This is a genomic window from Burkholderia sp. BCC1640 (assembly GCF_902833125.1).
In the GTDB taxonomy this organism is placed as follows: Bacteria; Pseudomonadota; Gammaproteobacteria; order Burkholderiales; family Burkholderiaceae; genus Burkholderia; species Burkholderia diffusa.
The window spans coordinates 125397-146347 of record NZ_CADFEF010000010.1 but is presented as its reverse complement, the minus strand read 5'-3'; the positions used below and the strand labels follow the sequence as shown (position 1 = coordinate 146347).

19 protein-coding genes are annotated in these 20951 nt (G+C 66.8%); 4 read left to right on the top strand and 15 right to left on the bottom strand.

Features of this window, described 5'->3' with window-relative positions; all coding sequences use genetic code 11:
• Positions 1-4: 4 nt before the first annotated feature.
• The 8 genes from HWX25_RS13580 to HWX25_RS13545 form a co-directional block, all read right to left on the bottom strand.
• Positions 5-895, bottom strand: a complete 891-nt coding sequence (locus HWX25_RS13580) for an amidohydrolase family protein (protein ID WP_175908809.1) — start codon at positions 893-895, stop codon at positions 5-7.
• A gap of 43 nt (positions 896-938) precedes the next feature.
• Positions 939-1880, bottom strand: coding sequence for an ABC transporter substrate-binding protein (locus HWX25_RS13575; RefSeq protein WP_059534259.1), 942 nt, complete (start codon positions 1878-1880; stop codon positions 939-941).
• Positions 1881-1956: 76 nt separating this feature from the next.
• Positions 1957-2994: an ABC transporter permease gene (locus HWX25_RS13570; RefSeq protein ID WP_059534257.1), complete on the bottom strand. Its 1038-nt coding sequence runs from the start codon at positions 2992-2994 to the stop codon at positions 1957-1959.
• A 30-nt stretch (positions 2995-3024) separates the two neighbouring features.
• Positions 3025-4566: a sugar ABC transporter ATP-binding protein gene (locus HWX25_RS13565; RefSeq protein WP_059702311.1), complete on the bottom strand. Its 1542-nt coding sequence runs from the start codon at positions 4564-4566 to the stop codon at positions 3025-3027.
• Positions 4567-4578: 12 nt separating this feature from the next.
• Positions 4579-5355: an SDR family oxidoreductase gene (locus HWX25_RS13560; protein ID WP_175908808.1), complete on the bottom strand. Its 777-nt coding sequence runs from the start codon at positions 5353-5355 to the stop codon at positions 4579-4581.
• A gap of 88 nt (positions 5356-5443) precedes the next feature.
• Complete coding sequence (locus HWX25_RS13555; RefSeq protein WP_175908807.1) at positions 5444-6721, bottom strand: L-fuconate dehydratase; 1278 nt, start codon at positions 6719-6721, stop codon at positions 5444-5446.
• A gap of 23 nt (positions 6722-6744) precedes the next feature.
• Positions 6745-7587 (bottom strand): ureidoglycolate lyase, encoded by an 843-nt coding sequence (locus HWX25_RS13550; RefSeq protein ID WP_059534249.1) that lies wholly within the window; start codon positions 7585-7587, stop codon positions 6745-6747.
• 66 nt (positions 7588-7653) lie between these two features.
• Positions 7654-8418, bottom strand: coding sequence for an SDR family oxidoreductase (locus HWX25_RS13545; RefSeq protein WP_059534356.1), 765 nt, complete (start codon positions 8416-8418; stop codon positions 7654-7656).
• Between the two features lie 676 nt (positions 8419-9094).
• Here HWX25_RS13545 and HWX25_RS13540 point away from each other — a divergent pair.
• The 3 genes from HWX25_RS13540 (at position 9095) to HWX25_RS13530 (ending at position 11033) form a co-directional block, all read left to right on the top strand.
• Positions 9095-9385, top strand: a complete 291-nt coding sequence (locus tag HWX25_RS13540) for a DUF3331 domain-containing protein (RefSeq protein WP_044847789.1) — start codon at positions 9095-9097, stop codon at positions 9383-9385.
• Positions 9386-9529: 144 nt separating this feature from the next.
• Complete coding sequence (locus HWX25_RS13535; RefSeq protein ID WP_175908806.1) at positions 9530-10516, top strand: oxidoreductase; 987 nt, start codon at positions 9530-9532, stop codon at positions 10514-10516.
• 214 nt (positions 10517-10730) lie between these two features.
• Positions 10731-11033: a DUF4148 domain-containing protein gene (locus HWX25_RS13530; RefSeq protein WP_175908805.1), complete on the top strand. Its 303-nt coding sequence runs from the start codon at positions 10731-10733 to the stop codon at positions 11031-11033.
• A 186-nt stretch (positions 11034-11219) separates the two neighbouring features.
• Here the strand turns inward: HWX25_RS13530 and HWX25_RS13525 are convergent, their stop codons facing one another.
• The 7 genes from HWX25_RS13525 to HWX25_RS13495 all read right to left on the bottom strand — a co-directional run bounded on the left by HWX25_RS13525 (position 11220) and on the right by HWX25_RS13495 (position 18272).
• Positions 11220-12416, bottom strand: coding sequence for a TauD/TfdA family dioxygenase (locus HWX25_RS13525; RefSeq protein WP_175908804.1), 1197 nt, complete (start codon positions 12414-12416; stop codon positions 11220-11222).
• A gap of 22 nt (positions 12417-12438) precedes the next feature.
• Positions 12439-13395 carry an alpha/beta hydrolase gene (locus tag HWX25_RS13520; protein WP_175908803.1) on the bottom strand — a complete coding sequence of 319 codons (957 nt, stop codon included), beginning with the start codon at positions 13393-13395 and terminating at the stop codon, positions 12439-12441.
• A gap of 57 nt (positions 13396-13452) precedes the next feature.
• Positions 13453-13941, bottom strand: a complete 489-nt coding sequence (locus tag HWX25_RS13515) for a thioesterase family protein (RefSeq protein ID WP_059819522.1) — start codon at positions 13939-13941, stop codon at positions 13453-13455.
• 6 nt (positions 13942-13947) lie between these two features.
• Positions 13948-14913 (bottom strand): L-carnitine dehydrogenase, encoded by a 966-nt coding sequence (locus tag HWX25_RS13510; protein WP_175908802.1) that lies wholly within the window; start codon positions 14911-14913, stop codon positions 13948-13950.
• An 86-nt stretch (positions 14914-14999) separates the two neighbouring features.
• Entirely contained in the window at positions 15000-15929 is a 930-nt protein-coding gene (locus HWX25_RS13505) for a 3-keto-5-aminohexanoate cleavage protein (RefSeq protein ID WP_059534240.1), read from the bottom strand.
• Positions 15930-16029: 100 nt separating this feature from the next.
• On the bottom strand, positions 16030-16983 hold the full coding sequence (locus HWX25_RS13500) for a choline ABC transporter substrate-binding protein (protein WP_175908801.1): 954 nt from the start codon (positions 16981-16983) through the stop codon (positions 16030-16032).
• Positions 16984-17300: 317 nt separating this feature from the next.
• Positions 17301-18272: a LysR substrate-binding domain-containing protein gene (locus HWX25_RS13495; RefSeq protein ID WP_175908800.1), complete on the bottom strand. Its 972-nt coding sequence runs from the start codon at positions 18270-18272 to the stop codon at positions 17301-17303.
• A gap of 135 nt (positions 18273-18407) precedes the next feature.
• On the opposite strand from HWX25_RS13495, the gene HWX25_RS13490 reads away from it, so the two are divergent.
• Positions 18408-20708, top strand: a complete 2301-nt coding sequence (locus HWX25_RS13490; protein WP_175908799.1) for an NADP-dependent malic enzyme — start codon at positions 18408-18410, stop codon at positions 20706-20708.
• Positions 20709-20951: the final 243 nt, after the last annotated feature.

Here is a 20951-nt window from a genome sequence, read left to right as displayed (position 1 = left end):
TATTCTATATGCCGGGCTTCGTATCGCCCGGCACCGCATAGCACCGCGCGGCCGTACCGCCCCACAACGCGTCGCGCTCGGCCGCCGACAACCGCGCTTCGGCCCAGCGCTCGACCAGCGACGCCACTTCGTCGTACGACGCCGCGAGCAGGCACACGGGCCAGTCCGAACCGAACATCAGCCGCTGCGGGCCGAACGCGTCGAGCGCCGCATCGAGGCATTGCTCGATATGGCGGATGTCCTGCCCGCGCAGGCCGCGCCGCCAGTCCGTCTCGGTCACGAGCCCCGACAGCTTGCACACGACGTGCGGCAGCGCGCCAAGCTCGCGCAGCCCGGCGCGCCAGCGGGCGAGCGCGGTGTCGTCGCGGTCGAACTCGGCGAGCGCGGGCTTGCTCGCGTGATCGAGCACGAGCCAGTGCGCATCGTGCCGCGCGCAGAACGCGCGCACGTCGCGCAACTGACGTTCGAACACGAGTACGTCGTACACGTAGCCGTTCGCCTGCAGCCAGGCGACGCCGCGATTGAACGCGGGATCCGCGACAAACGCGCCGACGTCGGCTTCGTCCTGCAGCAGGTGACGAAAGCCGCGCAGCTTCGGGCTGCGCCATTCAGCGATACGGTCGGCGAGCGCCGGCGCACCGAGGTCCTCCCAGCCGACCACGGCCGCGATGCGCGCTTCGTCGCGGGCGAGATCGAGCAGGAACGCCGTCTCGTCGCGTCCGACGCGCGCCTGCACCGCGATCGATGCACCGAGCGCCTGCGCATGCATCTGCGGCCACAGCGCGTCGGGCATGTAATCGCGGGCGAGCACGCCCATGCCGGCGCCGATCCACGGAAAGTCGGCCGCGCGATAACGCCAGAAGTGCTGATGAGAATCGATGCGCACTGCGCCCATGGTGTCCTCGCGTTTCGCCGTCGTTCGCCGTGTCACGTCACGTTCAGTCGTACAACACCGCCGTGATCTTCGGGTCGTCGATGTTGGTCTTGTCGTACCAGTAGAAACCGGTATCGATGACCTTCGGCAGCTTCTCGCCCTTGATCGCCTTCACGGCCGCCTCGACGGTCTTGTAGCCGATCCCGACCGGATTCTGCGTGATCGCGCCGGCCATCATCCCGCTGCGGATCGCGTCCTTCTGCTGCTTGCCGGAATCGTAACCGATGATCACGACCTTGCGCTTCATCTCGCGCACGCCGTTCACCACGCCGATCGCCGAGCCTTCGTTGGTGCCGAACAAGCCCTTGAGCTTCGGGTATGCCTGCAGGATCGACTTCGTCACTTCGGTCGACTTCAGCTGGTCGCCTTCGCCGTACTGCACGGTCACGATCCGCACCTTCGGGTGCGCCGATTTCATCCGTTCGAGAAAGCCGTCGCGGCGATCGATGCCGGTGCGGCTCGTCTGGTCGTGCGCGACCACGGCCACCTCGCCCTCGTCGCCGATCAGCGCGGCGAGCTTGTCGGCGGCGAGCGCGGCGGCGGCCTTGTTGTTGGTCGCGGCGGTCGTCACCGGGATGTCGCTGTCGACGCCCGAGTCGAACGCGATCACCGGGATCTTCTCGGCCTGCGCCTTCTTCAGGAGCGGCAGCGCGGCCTTGCTGTCGAGCGCCGCGAAGCCCAGCGCCGCCGGCTTCTTCGCGATCGCGGCGGACAGCATGTCGATCTGCTTGTCGACCATCGCCTCGGTTTCGGGGCCTTCGAACGTCACCTTCACCTTGTAGTCCTTCGCCGCCTGCATCGCGCCCGCCTTCACAGCCTGCCAGAACTGATGCTGGAAGCCCTTCGAAATCAGCGGGATGTAGGTTTCCTGCGCCTGCGCGCCGGCCGTCACGCCCACGGCGAACGTCAGTCCGACGATCGCGTTCAACACCTTGCTCCTGATCACTTCGCGTCTCCTTGGTTGGTATCGACTGAAATGCCGGACGGGCCGGCGGTGAAGCACATGTGTGTTCGTGCGTGCGTCAGCGGCGGCGCCGGCGCAGGATGTCCACGTAGACGGCGAGGATGATGATCACGCCCGTGACGACCGTCTGCCATTCCTGCGCGACCGACATGATGCGCAGGCCGTTGGTCAGCACGCTCATGATGAACGCGCCGATGATGGTGCCGACGATGCTGCCCGCGCCGCCCGACAGCGATGTGCCGCCGATCACGACGGCCGCGATCGCATCGAGCTCGTAGCCCTGCCCGAGCGCGGGCTGCGCGGAATTCAGCCGCGACGCGATCAGGAGCCCGGCGATCCCGCACACCGCGCCGCTGAACGTGTAGACGGCGATCTTCCACGCGTCGACGTTCACGCCGGACAGGCGCAGCGCTTCCTCGTTGCTGCCGAGCGCGAACGTGTAGCGGCCGAAGATGGTCCGGTTCAGCACGATCGACGCGCCGACCGCAACGAGGAACAGGATCAGCACCGCGTTCGGAATCGGCAGCGCGGGAATCAGGCTGCCGATCAGCGAATCCTGCGCGATCGACGTGAAGCCCGGCGTGTCGTTGAAGTAGATCGGCCGCGTGCCCGAGATCACGAGCGACAACCCCTTGAGCAGCATCATCATCCCGAGCGTCGCGATGAACGGCGGCACCTTCATCTTCGCGATCACGAAGCCCGACACGCTGCCCGACAGCGCGCCGAAGCACAGCGCGGCCAGGATGCCGAGCGGCAGCGGCATGCCCCAGTTCGTCAGCACGACGCCGGCCATCACCGCGCAGAACGTCATCAGCGTGCCGACCGACAGGTCGATGCCCGACGTGATGATCACGTAGGTACACGCGACGGCCAGCACGCCGTTCACGGCGGTGGCCTGCAGGATCGCCACGAGGTTGTCGACTTCGAGGAAGTTCGACGACGCGAAGCTGAAGAACACGATCAGCAGCACGAGGCTCGCGAACGCGAGCAGCTTCTGCCGCGCGGCCGGGTTGAAGAAGCGCGACTTCAGGCTCGATGCGGCGGCCGGCGTGTCGCCGGAAGCAAGGGGCGGGACGGGATGCGTATCGTTGGACATGGTCTGTAAGCCTAAGGATCGGCGTCTGAATCAGGACAATACGGTCGACTCGCGCTGCGTCGCGAGCTGCATGATCTTTTCCTGCGTGGCGTCGGCCGCGCGCAACTCGCCGGTCACGCGCCCTTCGCACATCACGAGAATCCGGTGGCTCATGCGCAGCACCTCGGGCAACTCCGACGAGATCATCACGATCGCCTTGCCGTCGGCGGCGAGCGCGTCGAGCAGCTTGTAGATCTCGCTTTTCGCGCCGACGTCGATGCCGCGCGTCGGCTCGTCGAAGAACAGGATGTCGCAGTCGCGCAGCAGCCACTTCGCGATCACGATCTTCTGCTGGTTGCCGCCCGACAGGAGGCGCGCCGGCTGCGCGACCGACGGCGTGCGGATCGCGAGCTGCCGCACGTACGACTGCGCGGTGTCGCGCATCCCGCGCGCATCGAGGAACATGCCGCGGCGCACGAAGCGCTGCATGCTCGACAGCGCGATGTTGTTCTGCACGTCCATCCCGACCGCGAGCCCGAAGTGCTTGCGGTCCTCCGACAGATAACCGATCCCGTGCGCGACCGCGTCGGCCGGCGTGCGGATCGTCACGGTCTTGCCGTGCACGCGAATCTCGCCCGCGTCGACCGGATCCGCGCCGAACACCGCGCGCGCGACCTCGGTGCGGCCCGCGCCCATCAACCCCGCGAAGCCGAGAATCTCGCCGCGCCGCACCGTGAAGCCGACGTCGCGGATCGCGCGGCCGCGCGACAGCCCGCGCACTTCGAGCGCGACCTCGTTGGCCGACGTATCGGGCGGCGTGCGGAACGTCGTATCGAGCTGGCGGCCGACCATCATCGCGATGATCGCGTCCATCGACGTGTCCGCCATCGGCATGGTCGCGACGTACTTGCCGTCGCGCATCACCGTCACGCGATCGGCGATCTGGCGCAGTTCGTCCATCTTGTGCGAGATGTAGACGATACCGACACCGTGCGCGCGCAGGTCGCCGATGATGCGGAACAGCTCGGCGATCTCCGCGTTGTTCAGCGCGGCGGTCGGCTCGTCCATGATCAGCACGCGCGAGTCGAACGACAGCGCCTTCGCGATCTCGACCATCTGCTGCTTCGCGACCGTCAGCCGGCCGACCGGCGTGCGCGGATCGAGATCGAGCCGCATCCGCGCGAAGATCGCGGCCGCGTCGCGGTTGAGCTGGTCCTCGTCGACGAACACGCCGAAGCGGCCGCGCGGCTCGCGCCCGATGAAAATGTTCTGCGCGACGCTCAGGTGGTTCATCAGGTTCAGTTCCTGATGGATGATGCCGATGCCGAGCGCCTGCGCGGCGCGCGGATCGTCGATCTCCACCGCGCGGCCGTCCATCCGGATCTCGCCTTCGTCCTTCTGATAGACACCGGCGAGAATCTTCATCAGCGTCGACTTGCCGGCGCCGTTCTCGCCCATCAGCGCGTGGACTTCGCCGGCATGCAGGTCGAACCGGCAATCGTCGAGCGCCTGCACGCCCGGAAAGCGCTTGCCGATGCCGGTCAGCGCAATCAGCGCGGCGGGTGCGGCGGTCGGGTTCAGATCGGGTTGCATGACTCGATGCCCTCAGCCGATCGCGCGATCGAGATGCGTATAGCCGCCGTCGACGAACAGCCACTGGCCCGTCGTGTGCGACGCGCGGTCCGACAGCAGGAACACGGCCGTGTCGGCGATCTCGTCGGCAGTCGTGAAGCGCTTGCCGAGCGGCACCTTGCCGGCGATTTCCGCGAGCTTCGCTTCGGGATCGTCGAAACCGGCGATCCAGGTCTGGTAGAGCGGCGTCATCACCTCGGCCGGAATCACGGCGTTCACGCGCACGCCGTCGTCGCGCAATGCGACGGCCCATTCGCGCGTCAGCGCGAGTTGCGCGCCCTTCGATGCGCAATAGCCGCTCGTGTTGCCCTGCCCGGTGACGGCCGTCTTCGACGAGATGTTGACGATCGCGCCGCGCGTCGCCTTCAGGTGCGGCACGCAGTAATGCGCCATCACGTAGTAGTGGACCAGGTTGCGTTCGAGCGATGCGACGAACGCGTCGCGCCCGGCATCGAGCCCGACGCTGTCGTTGATGCCCGCGTTGTTGACGAGGCCGTCGATGCAGCCAAAGCGCGCGATGGTTTGCGCGACCGCGTCGCGGCACTGCGCGTCGTCCTGCAGTTCGACGGACATGCACGCGGCACGCGGCTGCTTGCGCGTGAGTTCGCGCCAGAAGCCGTCGTCCGGCGTGTGGCGCGCGAATACCACCGGAATCGCACCTTCGCCGGCCAGCCGCATCGAGATCGCAGCGCCGATGCCCGACGCGCCGCCCGTCACGATCACGATCTTGTCTTGCAGATTCAAATCCACTTCGCGTCTCCGTCGTTCATGTTGTCGCCGCGCGGGCCGCGCGCGGTGCATCGTGCGTTCTCGTGCCGCATGCCGCATGCCACGCGCTTCAGCCGCGGAATCGATACCGTTCCAGCGATTCGGGCTTCATCTCGATCGAAAAGCCGGGCGCCGTCGGCGGCATGTACGCCGCGCCGCGCACGACGCACGGTTCGACGAAATGCTCGTGCAGATGATCGACGTATTCGGTCACGCGCCCTTCCTTCGTGCCGGAAATGCACACGTAGTCGATCATCGACAGATGTTGCACGTATTCGCACAGCCCGACGCCGCCCGCATGCGGACACACCGCCAGCCCGTACTTCGCGGCCAGCAGCATCACCGCGAGAATCTCGTTCACGCCGCCGAGCCGACATGCGTCGATCTGCACGACGTCGATCGCGCCGCGCGCGATGAACTGCTTGAACAGCACGCGGTTCTGGCACATCTCGCCGGTCGCAACCTGCACCGGCGCGATCGCCTCGCGGATCTTGCGATGCCCTTCGACGTCGTCGGGGCTCGTCGGCTCCTCGATGAACCACGGTTTCGCGAAGGCCAGCTCGCGCACCCAGTCGATCGCCTCGTCGACTTCCCACACCTGGTTCGCGTCGATCATCAGCTTGCGGTCCGGGCCGATCACCTCGCGCGCGATCGTCACGCGACGGATGTCGTCCTCCAGGTTCGCGCCCACCTTCAGCTTCACGTAGTCGAAACCGGCGTCCACCGCCTCACGGCACAGCCGGCGCAACTTGTCGTCGCTGTAGCCGAGCCAGCCCGCCGACGTCGTGTAGCACGGGTAGCCTTCACGCTCGAGCGTCGCGATCCGCGCGGCCTTGCCCGGCGCCTGCCGACGCAGCAGCTCGAGCGCCTCGTCCTGCGTCAGGCAGTCGGTCAGGTAGCGGAAATCGATCGCACGCACGATTTCCTCGGGGCTCATGTCCGCGACGAGCCGCCACAGCGGCTTGCCGACCGCCTTCGCCCACAGGTCCCACACCGCGTTGACGACGGCGCCCGTCGCCAGATGGATCGCGCCCTTGTCGGGGCCGATCCAGCGCAACTGGCTGTCCGACGTCACGTGCCGCCAGAAGCGGCCCATGTCCTCGCGGATCCAGTCGAGGTCGAGGCCGACGACGAGGTGACGCATCGCGTCGATCGCCGCGCAGCAGATTTCGTTGCCGCGCCCGATGGTGAACGTGAGCCCGTGGCCTTCGAGCCCGTCGTGGTCGGTTTCCAGCACGACGTACGCGGCCGAATAGTCGGGGTCCGGGTTCATCGCATCGGAGCCGTCGAGCTGCTGCGAGGTCGGGAAGCGCACGTCGAGGACGCGCATCGATCGAATGATAGGCATGACGAACGGTCCGTAAAAGGAAATCAGGCCTGCACGGTGCGCTGGCGCTGCTCGCCGAGCCCGTCGATGCCGAGCGTGATCACCTGCCCGGCGCGCAGATAGACCGGCGGCTTCTGCCCGAGGCCGACGCCCGGCGGCGTGCCGGTCGAGATCACGTCGCCCGGCTGCAGGCTCATGAAGCGGCTCAGATAGCTGATCAGATGCGGCACACGGAACACCATCGTCGCGGTCGTGCCGTTCTGGTAGCGGTGGCCGTCCACCTCGAGCCACAGCCGCAGCGCGTGCGGATCGGGCACTTCATCGGCCGTCACGAGCCAGGGCCCAAGCGGGCCGAACGTGTCGTTGCCCTTGCCCTTGTCCCACGTGCCGCCGCGCTCGAGCTGGTACTCGCGCTCCGACACGTCGTTCACCACGCAGTAGCCGGCGACGTGCGACAGCGCGTCGGCCTCGTCGATGTAGCGGCCGCCCTGGCCGATCACCACGCCGAGCTCGACTTCCCAGTCGGTCTTCTCCGAGCCGCGCGGAATCTCGACGTCGTCGTTCGGGCCCGAGATCGCGCTCGTCCATTTGCCGAACACGACCGGCTCCTTCGGGACTTCCATGCCCGATTCGGCCGCGTGGTCGGAATAGTTGAGCCCGATGCAGATGAATTTGCCGACGCGGCCGACGCACGCGCCGAGTCGCGGCGTGCCTTCGACGAGCGGCAGCGACGACGGGTCGATATCACGCAGCCGCGCGAGCGACGCGGGTGTGAGCGCATCGCCGGCGATGTCGTCGATCACGCCAGACAGGTCGCGAATCTTTCCCTGCGCATCGAGCAGGCCGGGCTTTTCGTGGTGTTTGTCGCCAAATCTCAGCAGTTTCATGTTGTGTGAGGAAACGGAAAGTGAATGAAACGGCGCGGTCGGCTAGACGCGGTCGCCTAGACGCGGTCAGTTCGACCAGCCGCCGTCGATCAGGTGAATCGCGCCGGTCGTGAACGACGCTTCGTCCGACGCGAGATACAACGCCAGCGCAGCCACTTCGTCCGCGGTGCCGATGCGGCCCATCGGCTGGCGCGCGACGAACGCCTCGCGCACGGTGTCGGTCGACACCTGGCGCGTGCGCGCCTGCTCGGCGATCCGCTGTTCCAGCGACGGCGACTCGATCGTGCCCGGGCAGATCGCGTTGCAGCGGATGCGCTGCTCGACGAAATCGGCGGCGACGGACTTGGTCAGGCCGATCACGGCCGCCTTGGTGGTGCCGTAGACGAAGCGGTTCGGCACGCCCTTCACGCTCGACGCGGCCGACGCCATGTTGATGATCGACGCGCCGCCCGCTGCCAGCATCGCCGGCAGCAGCGCGCGGATCAGCCGGTACATCGACGTGACGTTGAGGTTCAGCGAGAACGCCCACGCGGCATCGTCGCAATCGAGGATCGAGCCGTGGTGCACGAACCCCGCGCAGTTGAACAGCACGTCGAACGCACGCTCCTGCGCGGCGAGTGCCGACACGTCGCCCGCATCGGTCACGTCGAGCCGCCGCGTGGCCAGCCTGCCGCCCGCGCGTTCGGCGTCGGCCGCGAGTTGCGCGAGCGCGGCTTCGTTGATGTCGGTCGCCAGCACGTCGGCCCCCTCGCTTGCGAACCGCAGCGCGGTCGCGCGGCCGATACCCTGCCCGGCCGCCGTCACCAGCGCGCGCTTGCCCTGCAATCTCATGAGCACCACTCCTGTAGAAGCCGGCGAGCCGACTAATTGGCACAAAGGACTAAAGGTCCAACCAATCATAGGAACAGATTCCGGATTTGTCACGATCGCGTGATTCAGTATTTTCCCGAACGGCAAAATCGGGCCGGCAGGCGGTGCGAGGTACTTCGGTTACCGTCTTTTTCCGATTCCGCAGAGCAATCACTTGCCCCGCAAAGCCAATGCCGGCGCGGGTTTGCGCCGGCCTCGGGCGCCTGTGTCGCGCCGCCGTCGCGGCGAAACTGACAAAAAAGTCATGTTCCCGTCAGGGTGTCAACGGGGGACGCGCGCGATCATGGCGTTGCCGGACCGCGCTGCCCGGACCACCGCACCCCGCCCGTCGCAGATCCCTGACGGGCACCTCCGTCCCCCGCGGTGTCCACGTGACTGAGCGAGCAGACATGGTGGCGCGGGCCGATTTTCCGCCCCGGGCGTTCGCGTCCGGGGCGCTTTTGTCGTTGGTTTTTCAAGAAAATGCGCGTCGATTGTTTCTAAATCGGCAAAAGGTAATTTGAGCCAGACAGGATGTTTTTTCCGGTCACAGACGCTTACATTTAGCGCACCACTCATGGAAACCGCTACGGAATCGCCGTTGGGTAGTGACATCCACTGCCACGAGCGAAACCGCACGAGCTTTAGGAAACGGCAAATGAAGGCCTCCAAATCCCTGCCTGTGCTCGATCCCGCCGACGTCCACGTCGAAATTCTGGAACGCTCCGATACGCTGCTCGTCGTCCGCTGGGTCGAACCCGGCCGCTGTCACTACGGCGAACAGCGCTGGCGCCGCCGCTTCGCGCAGCGCACCGGCACCTGCGCGCTGTCGCGTCAGGTCATCCAGCGCGGCGACGAAGTCTTTCGCCCGGCCGAGCGCCCGGCACCGGCAAACGCGGCCGCGATGATCTCCGCCGCCGAAGTGCTCGCCCTGGCCGGCAGCCGGTAACGTCCGTCGCGCGACACGCAAGCCGGCCTAGAACCGCCGGTCTAGTTCCCCCGCTTGTCTGCCCCGCCCGCGCGGACTATCGTTACAGCATTCAATGTAACGATTACACGTCGTGGCGCACCGGCCACGCCGATGGAGGCAGACATGCATGCATGGAGCGCGCGCCACGTCCCGGCGCAAGGTGGCAAAGTCGCGGTCGTGACCGGCGCCAACAGCGGGCTCGGCTGGCAGATCGCGGAAACGCTGGCCGCCAAGGGCGCGACGGTCGTGATGGGCTGCCGCGATGCCACGCGCGGCGCGCAGGCTGCCGATGCGATCCGCCGATTCCATCCCGCCGCCCGGGTCGAAGTCGATCCGCTCGACCTCGCCGATCTCGCGTCGATCCAGCGCTTCGCCGCCGACGTCTCCGACCGCCACGGCCGCGTCGACATCCTCTGCAACAACGCCGGCGTGATGTTCCTGCCGCTGCGACACACGCAGGACGGCTTCGAGATGCAGTTCGGCACCAATCACCTCGGCCATTTCGCGTTGACCGGGCATCTGCTGCCCGCGCTGCGCGCCGCGCGGCGCGCGCGGGTCGTGACGATGTCGAGCGGCTTCAACCGCGGCGGCCGGATCCGCGTCGACGACCTGCGGGCCGAGCGCGGTTACAACCGTTATCTCGCCTACTGCGACAGCAAGCTCGCGAACCTCGTGTTCGCGATCGAACTGCAGCGCCGCTTCCAGCGCGCGGCGTTCGCGGGCATCAGCGTCGCCGCGCACCCCGGCTACGCGGCGACCAATCTGCAGTTCGCGGGCCCCGCGATGGACAGTTCGCCCACGCGCGCCGCGTTGATGCGCGCGGCGAACCGTTATCTCGCGCAACCGGCCGATCAAGGTGCGCTTCCCGCGATTCACGCGGCGACGTCGCCCGACCTCACCGGCGGCTCGTACATCGGACCGTCCGGCTGGTTCGAGTCGCGCGGCCTGCCGGCGCCCGCGAGCGTGCCGCGCGCGGCGCGCGATGTGGCGACCGCCGCGCTGCTGTGGGAGGCATCCGAAGCCGCGACGGGCGTGCATTTCCTGAGCTCGGGCGTGGCCGCGGGTCGCCCGCCCGCCACGCCGTTCGACCCGGCGACCGAGGTGCGTTGAATCACGCGCCGCTCGCCTCAACATTTGTCATGCTTATTGCACCTGCAGAAATGAAAGCTTGGTGAAAGCATGATTGAACGGCTCACTGTTACCAGTCCGGAAACAATCTATCGTCAAAATCAGCGTTTACCCTGCACGACCCGGTGACTAACATTTAGTCAATCGCTGCAGACATGGTGTCGAAAGCGAACCCAATAAAACACCGGAGGTCATCATGAAATCGCTCGTTTCCGCAGTCGTTGCCGCTGTCGCCCTGTCCGCTTCGTTCGGCGCTTTCGCGCAAAGCACCGTGACCCGCGCGCAAGTCCGCAACGAACTGGTCCAGCTCGAACAAGCCGGCTACAAGCCGGGCGTGTCGAGCCCGTACTACCCGAACGACATCCAGTCGGCGGAAGCGCGTGTTCATGGTGTCGACGCCAGCGGCTACGGCGCGCAACCGGTTCCGGTCGTCCACTCGGGCGCCCCGGTCGCCGCAGCGTCGTCGAACGCGCGCGACTCGATCTTCTTCGGCCAGTAAGCCGACGCGCCCCTAGCGGGCGCATCGCGCGACGAAGCTGTACCCGGACGAGCCCCTGATGCGGGCTCGTCTTGTTTTGTGAAACGCATACCTCCGCCGCCCGGCAGCGGGTGGCTTCGCCCGGGCGCGCTGCGTCCGGGCGCTTTTTCCACGGCGAGGTATGCGTGGCGTTGCCGTATGCGTCGGTCAACGCCCAGCGGTTGCAGCAGGCGCCGCACGCGACAGCACACGCCAGCGCGACAGCAGTTCGTCGCGATCGACGTAGCAGCCCTGCAGATGCCGGCGGCCCGTCGACGGATCGAACTCGGTGCGCGCATGCAGCACGCGCCGGTTGTCGAACGCCCACATGTCACCCGCCCGCAGGCGGCGCTGCACCCGGAAACGCGGCTCGCGCGCGAGCGCGAGAAACCGCCGGTACGCGCGATAGACGGCCGCGACCGATCCGGCCGGCGCATCGAGCGGCCCGCGCAGGAAGTTCGCGACGCGCACTTCCGTCACGTTGCCGCGTGCATCGAGGCCGATCACCGGCGCCGAGCAGCGGTAGTCGCTGTTCGCACTCTTGTTCCAGAACTCGAACGGCGTCGAGGCAAGGTATTCGAAATCGGCCGGGTAGTCGCGCCGCAGCGCTTGCGCGAGCGCAAAGCCGTCGAGGAAGATGCTGTCTCCGCCCGTTGCGTCGTTCGCGAGGCAATGCAGGAACTGCACGCCCGGCTGCAATTCACGCGTCGGCAAGTCGGTGTGCGGCGGCAGGTTGAGCGACGTATAGGCATTGCTGTCCGGTCGCGGCTTCGATTCGACATCGAACAGCACGCCGAAATTGCTTTCGCGGATCAGGCCGACACGACGCGCGATCTCGTCGACCCGGCCGAGTTCGGCCGGCACGCCCTCGACGAGCGTCAATCCCGTGCGCTGCAACGCGGCAAGCCACGCGCGCAACGCGCCGTCGTCCTCCATCACGTCACGCCACGCGAACACGCCGATCGCCGTCGCATCGTCGCCGGCCCATACGTGCCGCCCGTGCGCGGCCTGGCGTTCCGCGCGCGACGCATCGTCGTATGCATGCGCACGCAACCATCCCGGCGACCAGGTGCTGCGATGTCCGTCGTTCCACTCGACGCGCAGCGCGCCGTCGGTTTCGACATGCACGGCGAGCGCCGACAGATCCTCGCGCGCGTCGGCGATCTCGAACACCTGTTCGCGCGTGAGCGCGTGCACGCACGCGGAACACGCGCAGTTGTCGCGCAGCCAGTCGAAGTGAAACGGCGATCGTCGCGTGTCGCTCCACTCGACGTCCACCGCTCCATCGCCGATCGTCGCCGCCGCAATGGCCGCGTCGGCGGAAAAGGTCCGCCAGTCCTCGATACGGTGTTGCGCTGCCTGCATCGTTGCCTCCCGGAAACGCCCGCTACGCGTGTGGTGCGAGCAGAAACCCGCCGATCATCCGGTGCATCCGCGCCGCCTGCGGGCTCGTTCCGAGCGCGCGCCAGCAGCCGTGCACCAGCCCCTCTCCCCTCCAGTAACGCGCGGCGCCGCCGGCCGCAAGGATGCGTTCGACGTAGACGCGCGCATCGTCGCGCAGCGGATCGTGTTCCGCGCCGATCGCGAGCACCGGCGGCAGCCCGCCGAAGCGTGTCGCCGCAAGCGGCACGGATGCGCGCAGCAGCGGATCGTCGTTCAGCGCGGTTTCATCCGCATCGCCCCAATACAGCGCGCGATAGCGATGAACGTCGTCGAGCGTCAGCATCGGCGCGTGCGCTTCCGTCTCGCGCGCCGGCGCTTGCGGTTCGATGCCGAGCATCGGATACACGAGTGCGATCCCGTCGATGCCGCCTTCGCCCGCGTCGCGCAGAGCGGTCGCGACGGCCGCCGCGAGATTGCCGCCCGCACTGTCGCCCGCGAGCGTTAGCGGTCGCGCGCACGAGCCGAATGGCCAGCGGGTTGCGTCGCGTGCGGCGCGCGTGACGGCCAGGCAATCCTGAAGCGCGGCCGGCGCACGATGCTCGGGCGCGAGCCGGTAGTCGACCGCGATCACGGCCAGCCCCGTGTCGGCGGCCAGTTGCGCGGTGATCAGCGCGTGACTGTCGAGCGAGCCGACGACGAAGCCGCCGCCATGAAAGAACAGCACGGTGCCGCGCGGCTCGCCGTGCGCAGGCGCGTAGCGCCGGAGTGCGATGGCGCGGCCGTCCGGCGCGTGCCACGCGGCGTCCTGCTGCACGATGCCGGGCGGCAGTTCGTCGGGCGTCCATGCGGCCGCGAAGCGATCGTAGACGCGGCGTTGCTCGACGGGCGAACGCGCCGCCGCGTCGGCCGGATACCACGCGTCGACGGCTGCAACGAACGTCGCGATTTCCGGTTCGAGCATCGTGTGCGCTCCGCGGTCGAGGGTTGAACGCTGAAATTTGAACGTTGAACGTCGACGCTAGCGACGCGGCGGCAGTCCGATCACGCGCCCCGCATACGCGGGCGCCGCGCAATCGCGCTGCAACGCATGCAGTTCGGCCACGCGCGCGGCGACGTCGTCGTCGAACGGCGCCGATTTCGCGCCGTCGCGCGTGTCGACATGCAGCAGCATCTGCTCGCTCGCCGACACCGCGCCGTCATGGCCGTCCGCGAACAACTCGAGATACAGGTGCAGCCGCTTCGCGTCATGCGCGAACACCCGCGCATCGACGCGCACGCGCGTGCCTTCCTTGATCTCCTGCAGATAGTTCACGTGCGCTTCGAGCGTGTAGACCGAGCGGCCCCGCTCGCGACGCGCGGCATCGTCGAGACCGATGCGGTCGAGCAGCGCATCGGTCGCGAAGCTGAAGATCAGCAGATAGAACGCGTCGCGCAGGTGGCCGTTGTAGTCGACCCACTCGGGCCGCACGACGTCGTGGTAAATCGTCAGCGGGGTATCGCCGGTCATGTTCGTTCAGTCCTCGAATCGCATCCCGTGCCGCGCCTTCACCGCGGCGATCGCCTTCAGCACCTCGGTGATGCACTCGTCGCGATAGCGTTCGAGTTCCTTGATGCTGCGCGTGCCCTGCTGCTCGCTCGTGCCTTCGACGACGCTGTCGATCAGTTCGTCGGTCAGTTTCGGCGCGACCAGCTTCGTCCATGGCAGTTCGAGCGCGGGGCCGAACTGCTGCATGAAGTGTCGCATGCCGGCATCGCCGCCGGCCAGCGTGTAGGTCAGGAACGTGCCCATGAACGACCAGCGGATGCCCGCGCCAAAGCGGATCGCATCGTCGATCTCGCCGGTCGTCGCGACGCCTTCGTTGACGAGATGCAACGCCTCGCGCCACAGCGCTTCGAGCAGCCGGTCCGCGATGAAGCCCGGCACCTCCTTGCGCACGTGCAGCGGCCGCATGCCGAGCTTGCGATAGATCGCCATCGCGGCCTCGACCGCTTCCGGCGACGTGCGTGCGCCGCCGAGCACCTCGACGAGCGGCAGCAGGTAGACCGGATTGAACGGATGGCCGACCACGCAGCGCTCCGGGTGCGTCGCACGCGCGTAGAAGTCGGTTGGCAGCAGCCCCGACGTCGACGACGCGATGATCGCGTCGGGCTTCGCCGCGCGGCTGATCTGTTCGTGCAGTTCGAGCTTCAGCGACTCGCGCTCGGGCGCGCTTTCCTGGATGAAGTCCGCGTCGGCGACGCAGGCCTCGATCGTCGACTCGAAGCGCAGCCGCGCGGGATCGGCGCCCGGCGCGAGGCCGACGCGTTCGAGCGCGGGCCACGCATTCGCGACGTTCGCGCGCAACCGCTCCTCGGCGCCCGGCGCGGGGTCCCACACGACCACGTCGAGACCGTGCGCGAGCGCACGGCAAATCCATCCGCTGCCGATCACGCCGGTGCCGATCGCGGCGAACGTCTTGATGTCGGTCTTCACTGCCATGTCACGCATCCTTCAAATCTGGGGAAATCGGACGGCGACCGCGCCCGTGCGCGCCGCCGCATTGAATCGAAATCAGCCTTGCAAACTCACGCGAATTCGGTCACCGCGCGGCGTTCGAGCGGACGCTCGCCGCGCGCCGGCAGGCCGAGCTTGCGCCGCCCTTCGGCCGGCGTCAGCACGCGGCCGCCGAGGCGTTCGACGATTTCCCGCGCACGCTCGACGAGCGTGCCGTTGGTCGCATGCACGCCGCGATCGAGCCAGATGTTGTCTTCGAGGCCGACGCGCACGTGACCGCCGAGCAGCATCGCCTGCGCGACCATCGGCATCTGCATGCGGCCGATCCCGAAGCCGGCCCAGTGCGCGCCCGGCGGCAGGTTGTCGACCATCGCCTTCATCGTGCCGGTGTCGGCCGGCGCGCCCCACGGAATGCCGAGGCACAGCTGGAACAGCGGCGGATCGTCGAGCAGCCCTTCCTTCAGCAACTGCTTCGCGAACCACAGATGGCCCGTATCGAAGATTTCCAGTTCCGGCTTCACGCCGAGTTCCTGGATGCGTTTCGCGCCGGCGCGCAGTTGCGCGGGCGTCGATACGTAGATGTAGTCGCCGTCGCCGAAATTCAGCGTGCCGCAGTCGAGCGTGCAGATTTCCGGCAGCAGTTCCTCGACGTGCGCGAGGCGCGTGAGGCCGCCGACGAGATCGGTGCCCTTGCCGAAGCGCATCGGGTCCTCGCCCGGGCCGATCTCCAGATCACCGCCCATGCCGGCCGTCAGGTTGATGATCACGTCGACGTCCGCCGAGCGGATCCGGTCGACCACTTCGCGGTACAGGTTCGGGTCGCGGCTGCCGCGGCCCGTCTGCGGGTCGCGCACGTGGCAGTGCGCAACCGTCGCGCCGGCCTTCGCCGCTTCGATCGCGGCGGCCGCGATTTCCTTCGGCGTGACCGGAATCGCCGGATGCTTGCCGACCGTGTCGCCCGCGCCGGTGACCGCGCAGGTGATGATGACTTCGTGGTTCATGCTGAATGCCCTCGCTTGATGCTGTTCGTGTCGCTCGTTTTCCGTCGTACTGCAGATTATTTGTCGCTGCGCGCCGCCCGCTTGCGTCGCGCACGAGCCGTTACAGGCCGAGATACGCCTTCACGGCAGGCAGGCCGTCCTTGCCGTCGAACGTCTTCACGCCGGCGAGCCAGGCATCGAGCACCTGCGGATTCTTCTTCAGGTATGCCTTCGCGGCGTCGGCCGGTTTCGTCTTGTTCATCACCGACTGCATCAGCTGGTTCTCGAGCTGCGTCGTGAAGCGCAGGTTCTCGACGAGCTTGCCCGCGTTCGGGCAGCGCGAGATGAAGTCGGGCGCCGTCAGCGTGTACACGCGCGCTTCGCCGTAGTTCGGGCCGAAACTCGCATCGCCGCCGGACAGGTAGTTCATGCTGATCTGGATGTTCATCGGATGCGGTTCCCAGCCGAGGAACACGACCCACTTCTTCTCGCGGATCGCGCGCTCGACCGTCACGAGCATCCCCGCTTCGCTCGATTCGACCAGCTTGAAGCCGCCCAGACCGTACTGGTTCGTGTCGATCATCTTCTGGATCGTCGCGTTCGCGCTGCTGCCCGGCTCGATCCCGTAGATCTTGCCGTCGAGTTCCGCGCGGTGTTTCGCGATGTCCTCGAAGGTCTTCAGGCCGGCCTGGTATTCATAGCTCGGCACCGCGAGCGTCGCCTTCGCGCCCGACAAATTCGGCGGCTCGACCACGTTGATCGACTTGCTGTCGAGGAACGGCTGGAGCTGCTTTTGCTGCACCGGCCACCAGTAGCCGAGCGAGATGTCGAGCTGCTTGCTCTTCAGGCCTGCGAACGAGATCGGCACCGATGCGATCGTCGTCGTCGGCTTGTAGCCGAGCCCTTCGAACACCGTCGACGCGAGCGCCGTGGTGGACGTGATGTCGGTCCAGCCGATGTCCGCGAAGCGTACGTTGCGGCAGGTCGCTGCTTCCGTTTCGGCGTGCGCCGCGGTCGCGAATGCGCCGGTCGCCAGCACGGCCGCGACGAACGCGGCGATCTTTGTCGACTTCATGGTTTCTCTCCCGATTGGACCGATGTCCGACGGGTTCGCGGAGTGCGTCCCGGCCTGCATCGTGGGAGTAAAAGTAACGAGCCATATTGGTCGAAAGACGACCGGCGGCGACCTTTTCTTGACTATTTGCGACTATGAGTGGAAACCACTATGCGCGTGCAATGGCTTGTACGGCGGGGGTTTGAGGCGAATTTTGGCGAAGCGGGGGTTGCCCGGATGCGGCGTGATGGATGCCGACGGAGCGTGCTTCGGCTGTGGCGCCGGAACGCGCGTGATGTCGATTCCGGCCGGGCCGGTGCGGGCCGGCACCCGACACGTTATCGCGGTACCTCGACGTAGGTTTCCCTGCAGATCTCGCGCAGCGCCTGGACCAGCAGATCCCGCGTCGGCGCATGCGAATCGGCGGCGCGCGTAAACAGCGCGATGGGCGGCAACGTCCAGACCAGCGAGTAAGGCACGATCGCCACGCCGGCGATGCGCACCATTTCTTCGGCGATATCGGCCGGCACGATCGATACGGCGTCGTCGCTCGACGCGATCATTTCGCCGATCAGCTTCGACGAGTAGCTTTCGACGATCGGCACGGGCGGCGCGATGCCGGCCGACAGGAACAGGTCCGTCACCTGCTCCCGCATCGGCGTATGCGGCGCGCCGAGAATCCAGTCCAGCTCGCGCAGCTTCTCCCAGTCGAGCTTCATGCGCGCCAGTTTCGCGGCGAGGCGCCGGCTCGCGATCATCCGCGGCTGCTGCTGGTACAGAACTTCGAAGGAAACCTGCCCCAGATCGACCGCCGACGACGCCCGCCCGATCACGAGATCGACGCTGTGGTCCTTGAGCTGAAGCAGCAACTGGTCGCTGGTGCCTTCATGAATCGTCACGGTCAGGCGGCGCTCCATCCGGGATTGCAGCCGCTTGAGCGCCGCCGACAGCATCTGGCCCGAAATAAACGGAATCACGCCGATATGCAGGTGGGCCGCGTGGCCGGCGGCGACCGCCTCCATCTCGCGAGCGAGATGGTCGAGGTCCTTCAGCATCGCCTTGGCGCGCTCGAGAACGACCGAGCCGAGCGCGGTCGGCCGCATCCCGCGCGACGAGCGCTCGAACAGTGGCGTGCCGAACATGCTTTCCAGCTCGGACAGCGCGTTCGTCACGGCAGGCTGGCTGCTGGCCATGTGCTCCGCGACGCGCGTCAGCGACCCGTGCTGCTGGATCTGCAGCAACAGCATCAGGTGCCGCATCTTCAGGCGCGCACCGAGCCGCCGGACCACGTCGTTCGCGTCGAATGTCATTGCCGAACCGCCATACCATCATGAAAAAGTGATGGACCGATATTAAAACAGAATCATCTCCTTATGGCTGATCCCTAGAATCACCTCATGGATCGCGTCGGGACTGGCCTGGCGCGCACGCCCGGACCCAAAAACATGAAACAGACAGAGACTCAGCAGCAGGCCGCGTACGACTATCACGAGTTTCCGACCCCGGGGAAGATCTCCGTCGTCGCCAGCAAGCCGCTCGTGACGCAGCGCGATCTCGCGCTCGCCTACACGCCGGGCGTCGCCAGCGTGTGCGAGTCGATCGCCGCCGAGCCGCTGAACGCGCATCGCTTCACGAGTCGCGGGAATCTGGTGGGCGTCATCACCAACGGCACCGCCGTGCTGGGTCTGGGCAACATCGGCGCGCTCGCGTCGAAGCCGGTCATGGAAGGCAAGGCCGTGCTGTTCAAGAAGTTCGCGGGGATCGACGTGTTCGACATCGAGATCAACGAGACCGATCCGGACAAGCTCGTCGACATCATCGCCGGCCTCGAGCCCACCTTCGGCGGCATCAATCTCGAGGACATCAAGGCGCCGGAGTGCTTCACCGTCGAGCGCAAGCTGCGCGAGCGCATGAAGATTCCGGTCTTCCACGACGACCAGCACGGCACCGCCATTACCGTGGCCGCCGCATTCATCAACGGGCTGAAGGTGGTCGGGAAGTCGATTTCCGAGGTGAAGGTCGTGACGTCGGGCGCCGGTGCCGCGGCGCTGGCCTGCCTGGACCTGCTCGTCGACCTCGGGCTGCCGGTCGCGAACATCTGGGCGACGGATATCGAAGGCGTCGTCTACCGCGGCCGCACCACGCTGATGGATCCCGCCAAGGAACGCTTCGCGCAGGAAACCGACGCGCGCACGCTGTCCGAAGTGATCGGCGACGCCGACGTATTCCTTGGGCTGTCGGTCGGCGGCATTCTGAAGCCGGAGATGCTGAAGGCGATGGCCGCGCGCCCGCTGATTCTCGCGCTCGCCAATCCGACGCCGGAAATCTTCCCGGAACTCGCGCATGCGACGCGCGACGACGTCGTGATCGCGACGGGCCGCTCGGATTTCCCGAACCAGGTCAACAACGTTCTCTGCTTCCCGTACATTTTCCGCGGCGCACTGGATGTGGGCGCAACGACGATCACCCGCGAAATGGAAATCGCCGCGGTTCACGCGATTGCCGGCCTCGCGCAGGAAGAGCAGAACGACATCGTCGCGGCGGCCTATGGCGGCGATGAAGTGTCCTTCGGTCCGCAATACCTGATTCCGAAGCCGTTCGATCCGCGCCTGATCGTTCGCATCGCGCCGGCCGTGGCCAAGGCCGCGATCGAAGGCGGCGTGGCGACGCGCCCGCTCGCGGATCTCGACGCGTACGTCGAGCAGCTGCAGCAGTTCGTCTACCACTCGGGCGCGTTCATGAAGCCGCTGTTCGCGACCGCGCGTCAGCTCGTGCGTGACGGCGGCAAGGCACGCATCGTGTTCACCGAGGGCGAGGACGAGCGCGTGCTGCGCGCGGTGCAGGTCATCGTCGACGAGAAGCTCGCGCGTCCGATCCTGGTCGGGCGCCCGGAGGTGCTGCTCGCGCGTATCGAGCGGTTCGGCCTGCGCCTGCGTCTCGGTCAGGATGTCGAAGTGACCAATCCGGAATATGACGAGCGTTTCCCGCAATACTGGACGACGTATTGGGAATTGCGCTGCCGCGACGGCATCTCGAAGGAAATGGCGCGCGTCGAAATGCGGCGCCGCCTGACGCTGATCGGCGCGATGATGGTGCGGCTCGGCGATGCGGACGGGATGATCTGCGGGACGGTCGGCGAGTACCACAATCACCTGCGATTCGTGGACGAAGTGATCGGCAGGAAGCCCGATGCGTCGACCTATGCCGCGATGAACATCCTGCTGCTGAATCAGCGGACGGTCGCGCTGGTCGATACGCACGTCAACGACAACCCGGATGCGGAGCAGATCGCGGAATTCACGATCGCGGCCGCGCGGCAGATGGAGTGGCTGAATCTCTCGCCGAAGGTTGCGCTGCTGTCGCGGTCGAACTTCGGGTCGGGGAGCGCGGCTTCGGGCGTGAAGATGCGCCGGGCGCTGGAAATCATTCGCGCGCATGCGCCGGATATCGAGGCGGATGGCGAGATGCACGGCGACTGCGCGCTCGACGAGGCGCTGCGTGCGCGGCTGCTGCCGATGTCGCCGCTGAAGGGTGCGGCGAACCTGCTCGTGTGTCCGAACGTCGATGCAGGGAATATCGCCTATAACCTGCTCAAGACCGAGGCCGGCAGTAACGTTGCGGTCGGGCCGTTCCTGCTGGGCGTCAACGGGCCGGTGAACATCCTCACGTCCAGTGCGACCGTGCGACGGATCGTGAACATGACGGCGTTGACGGTGATCGAGGCGAATCGCAACGCGGCCGTGTAATTGCGGTTGACGCGGGGTCGGCTACGGCCGACCCCGTCGGTCGGCGGATTGAGGTCTGCATTGCAACCGGTGCGGACATCGCGCTGGCCGACGAGATTCTTCGGACGATCAACGAATCGCCGAATGAAGCGCACGCGAGCAGACACAACTTTCGACATTTGTTGCGGACACAACCTTTCCCGCGCATGACGGCTGCCGGAACGAAACGGCCATCACGGATTCGATGCCCGCGTTTTGCAAGAT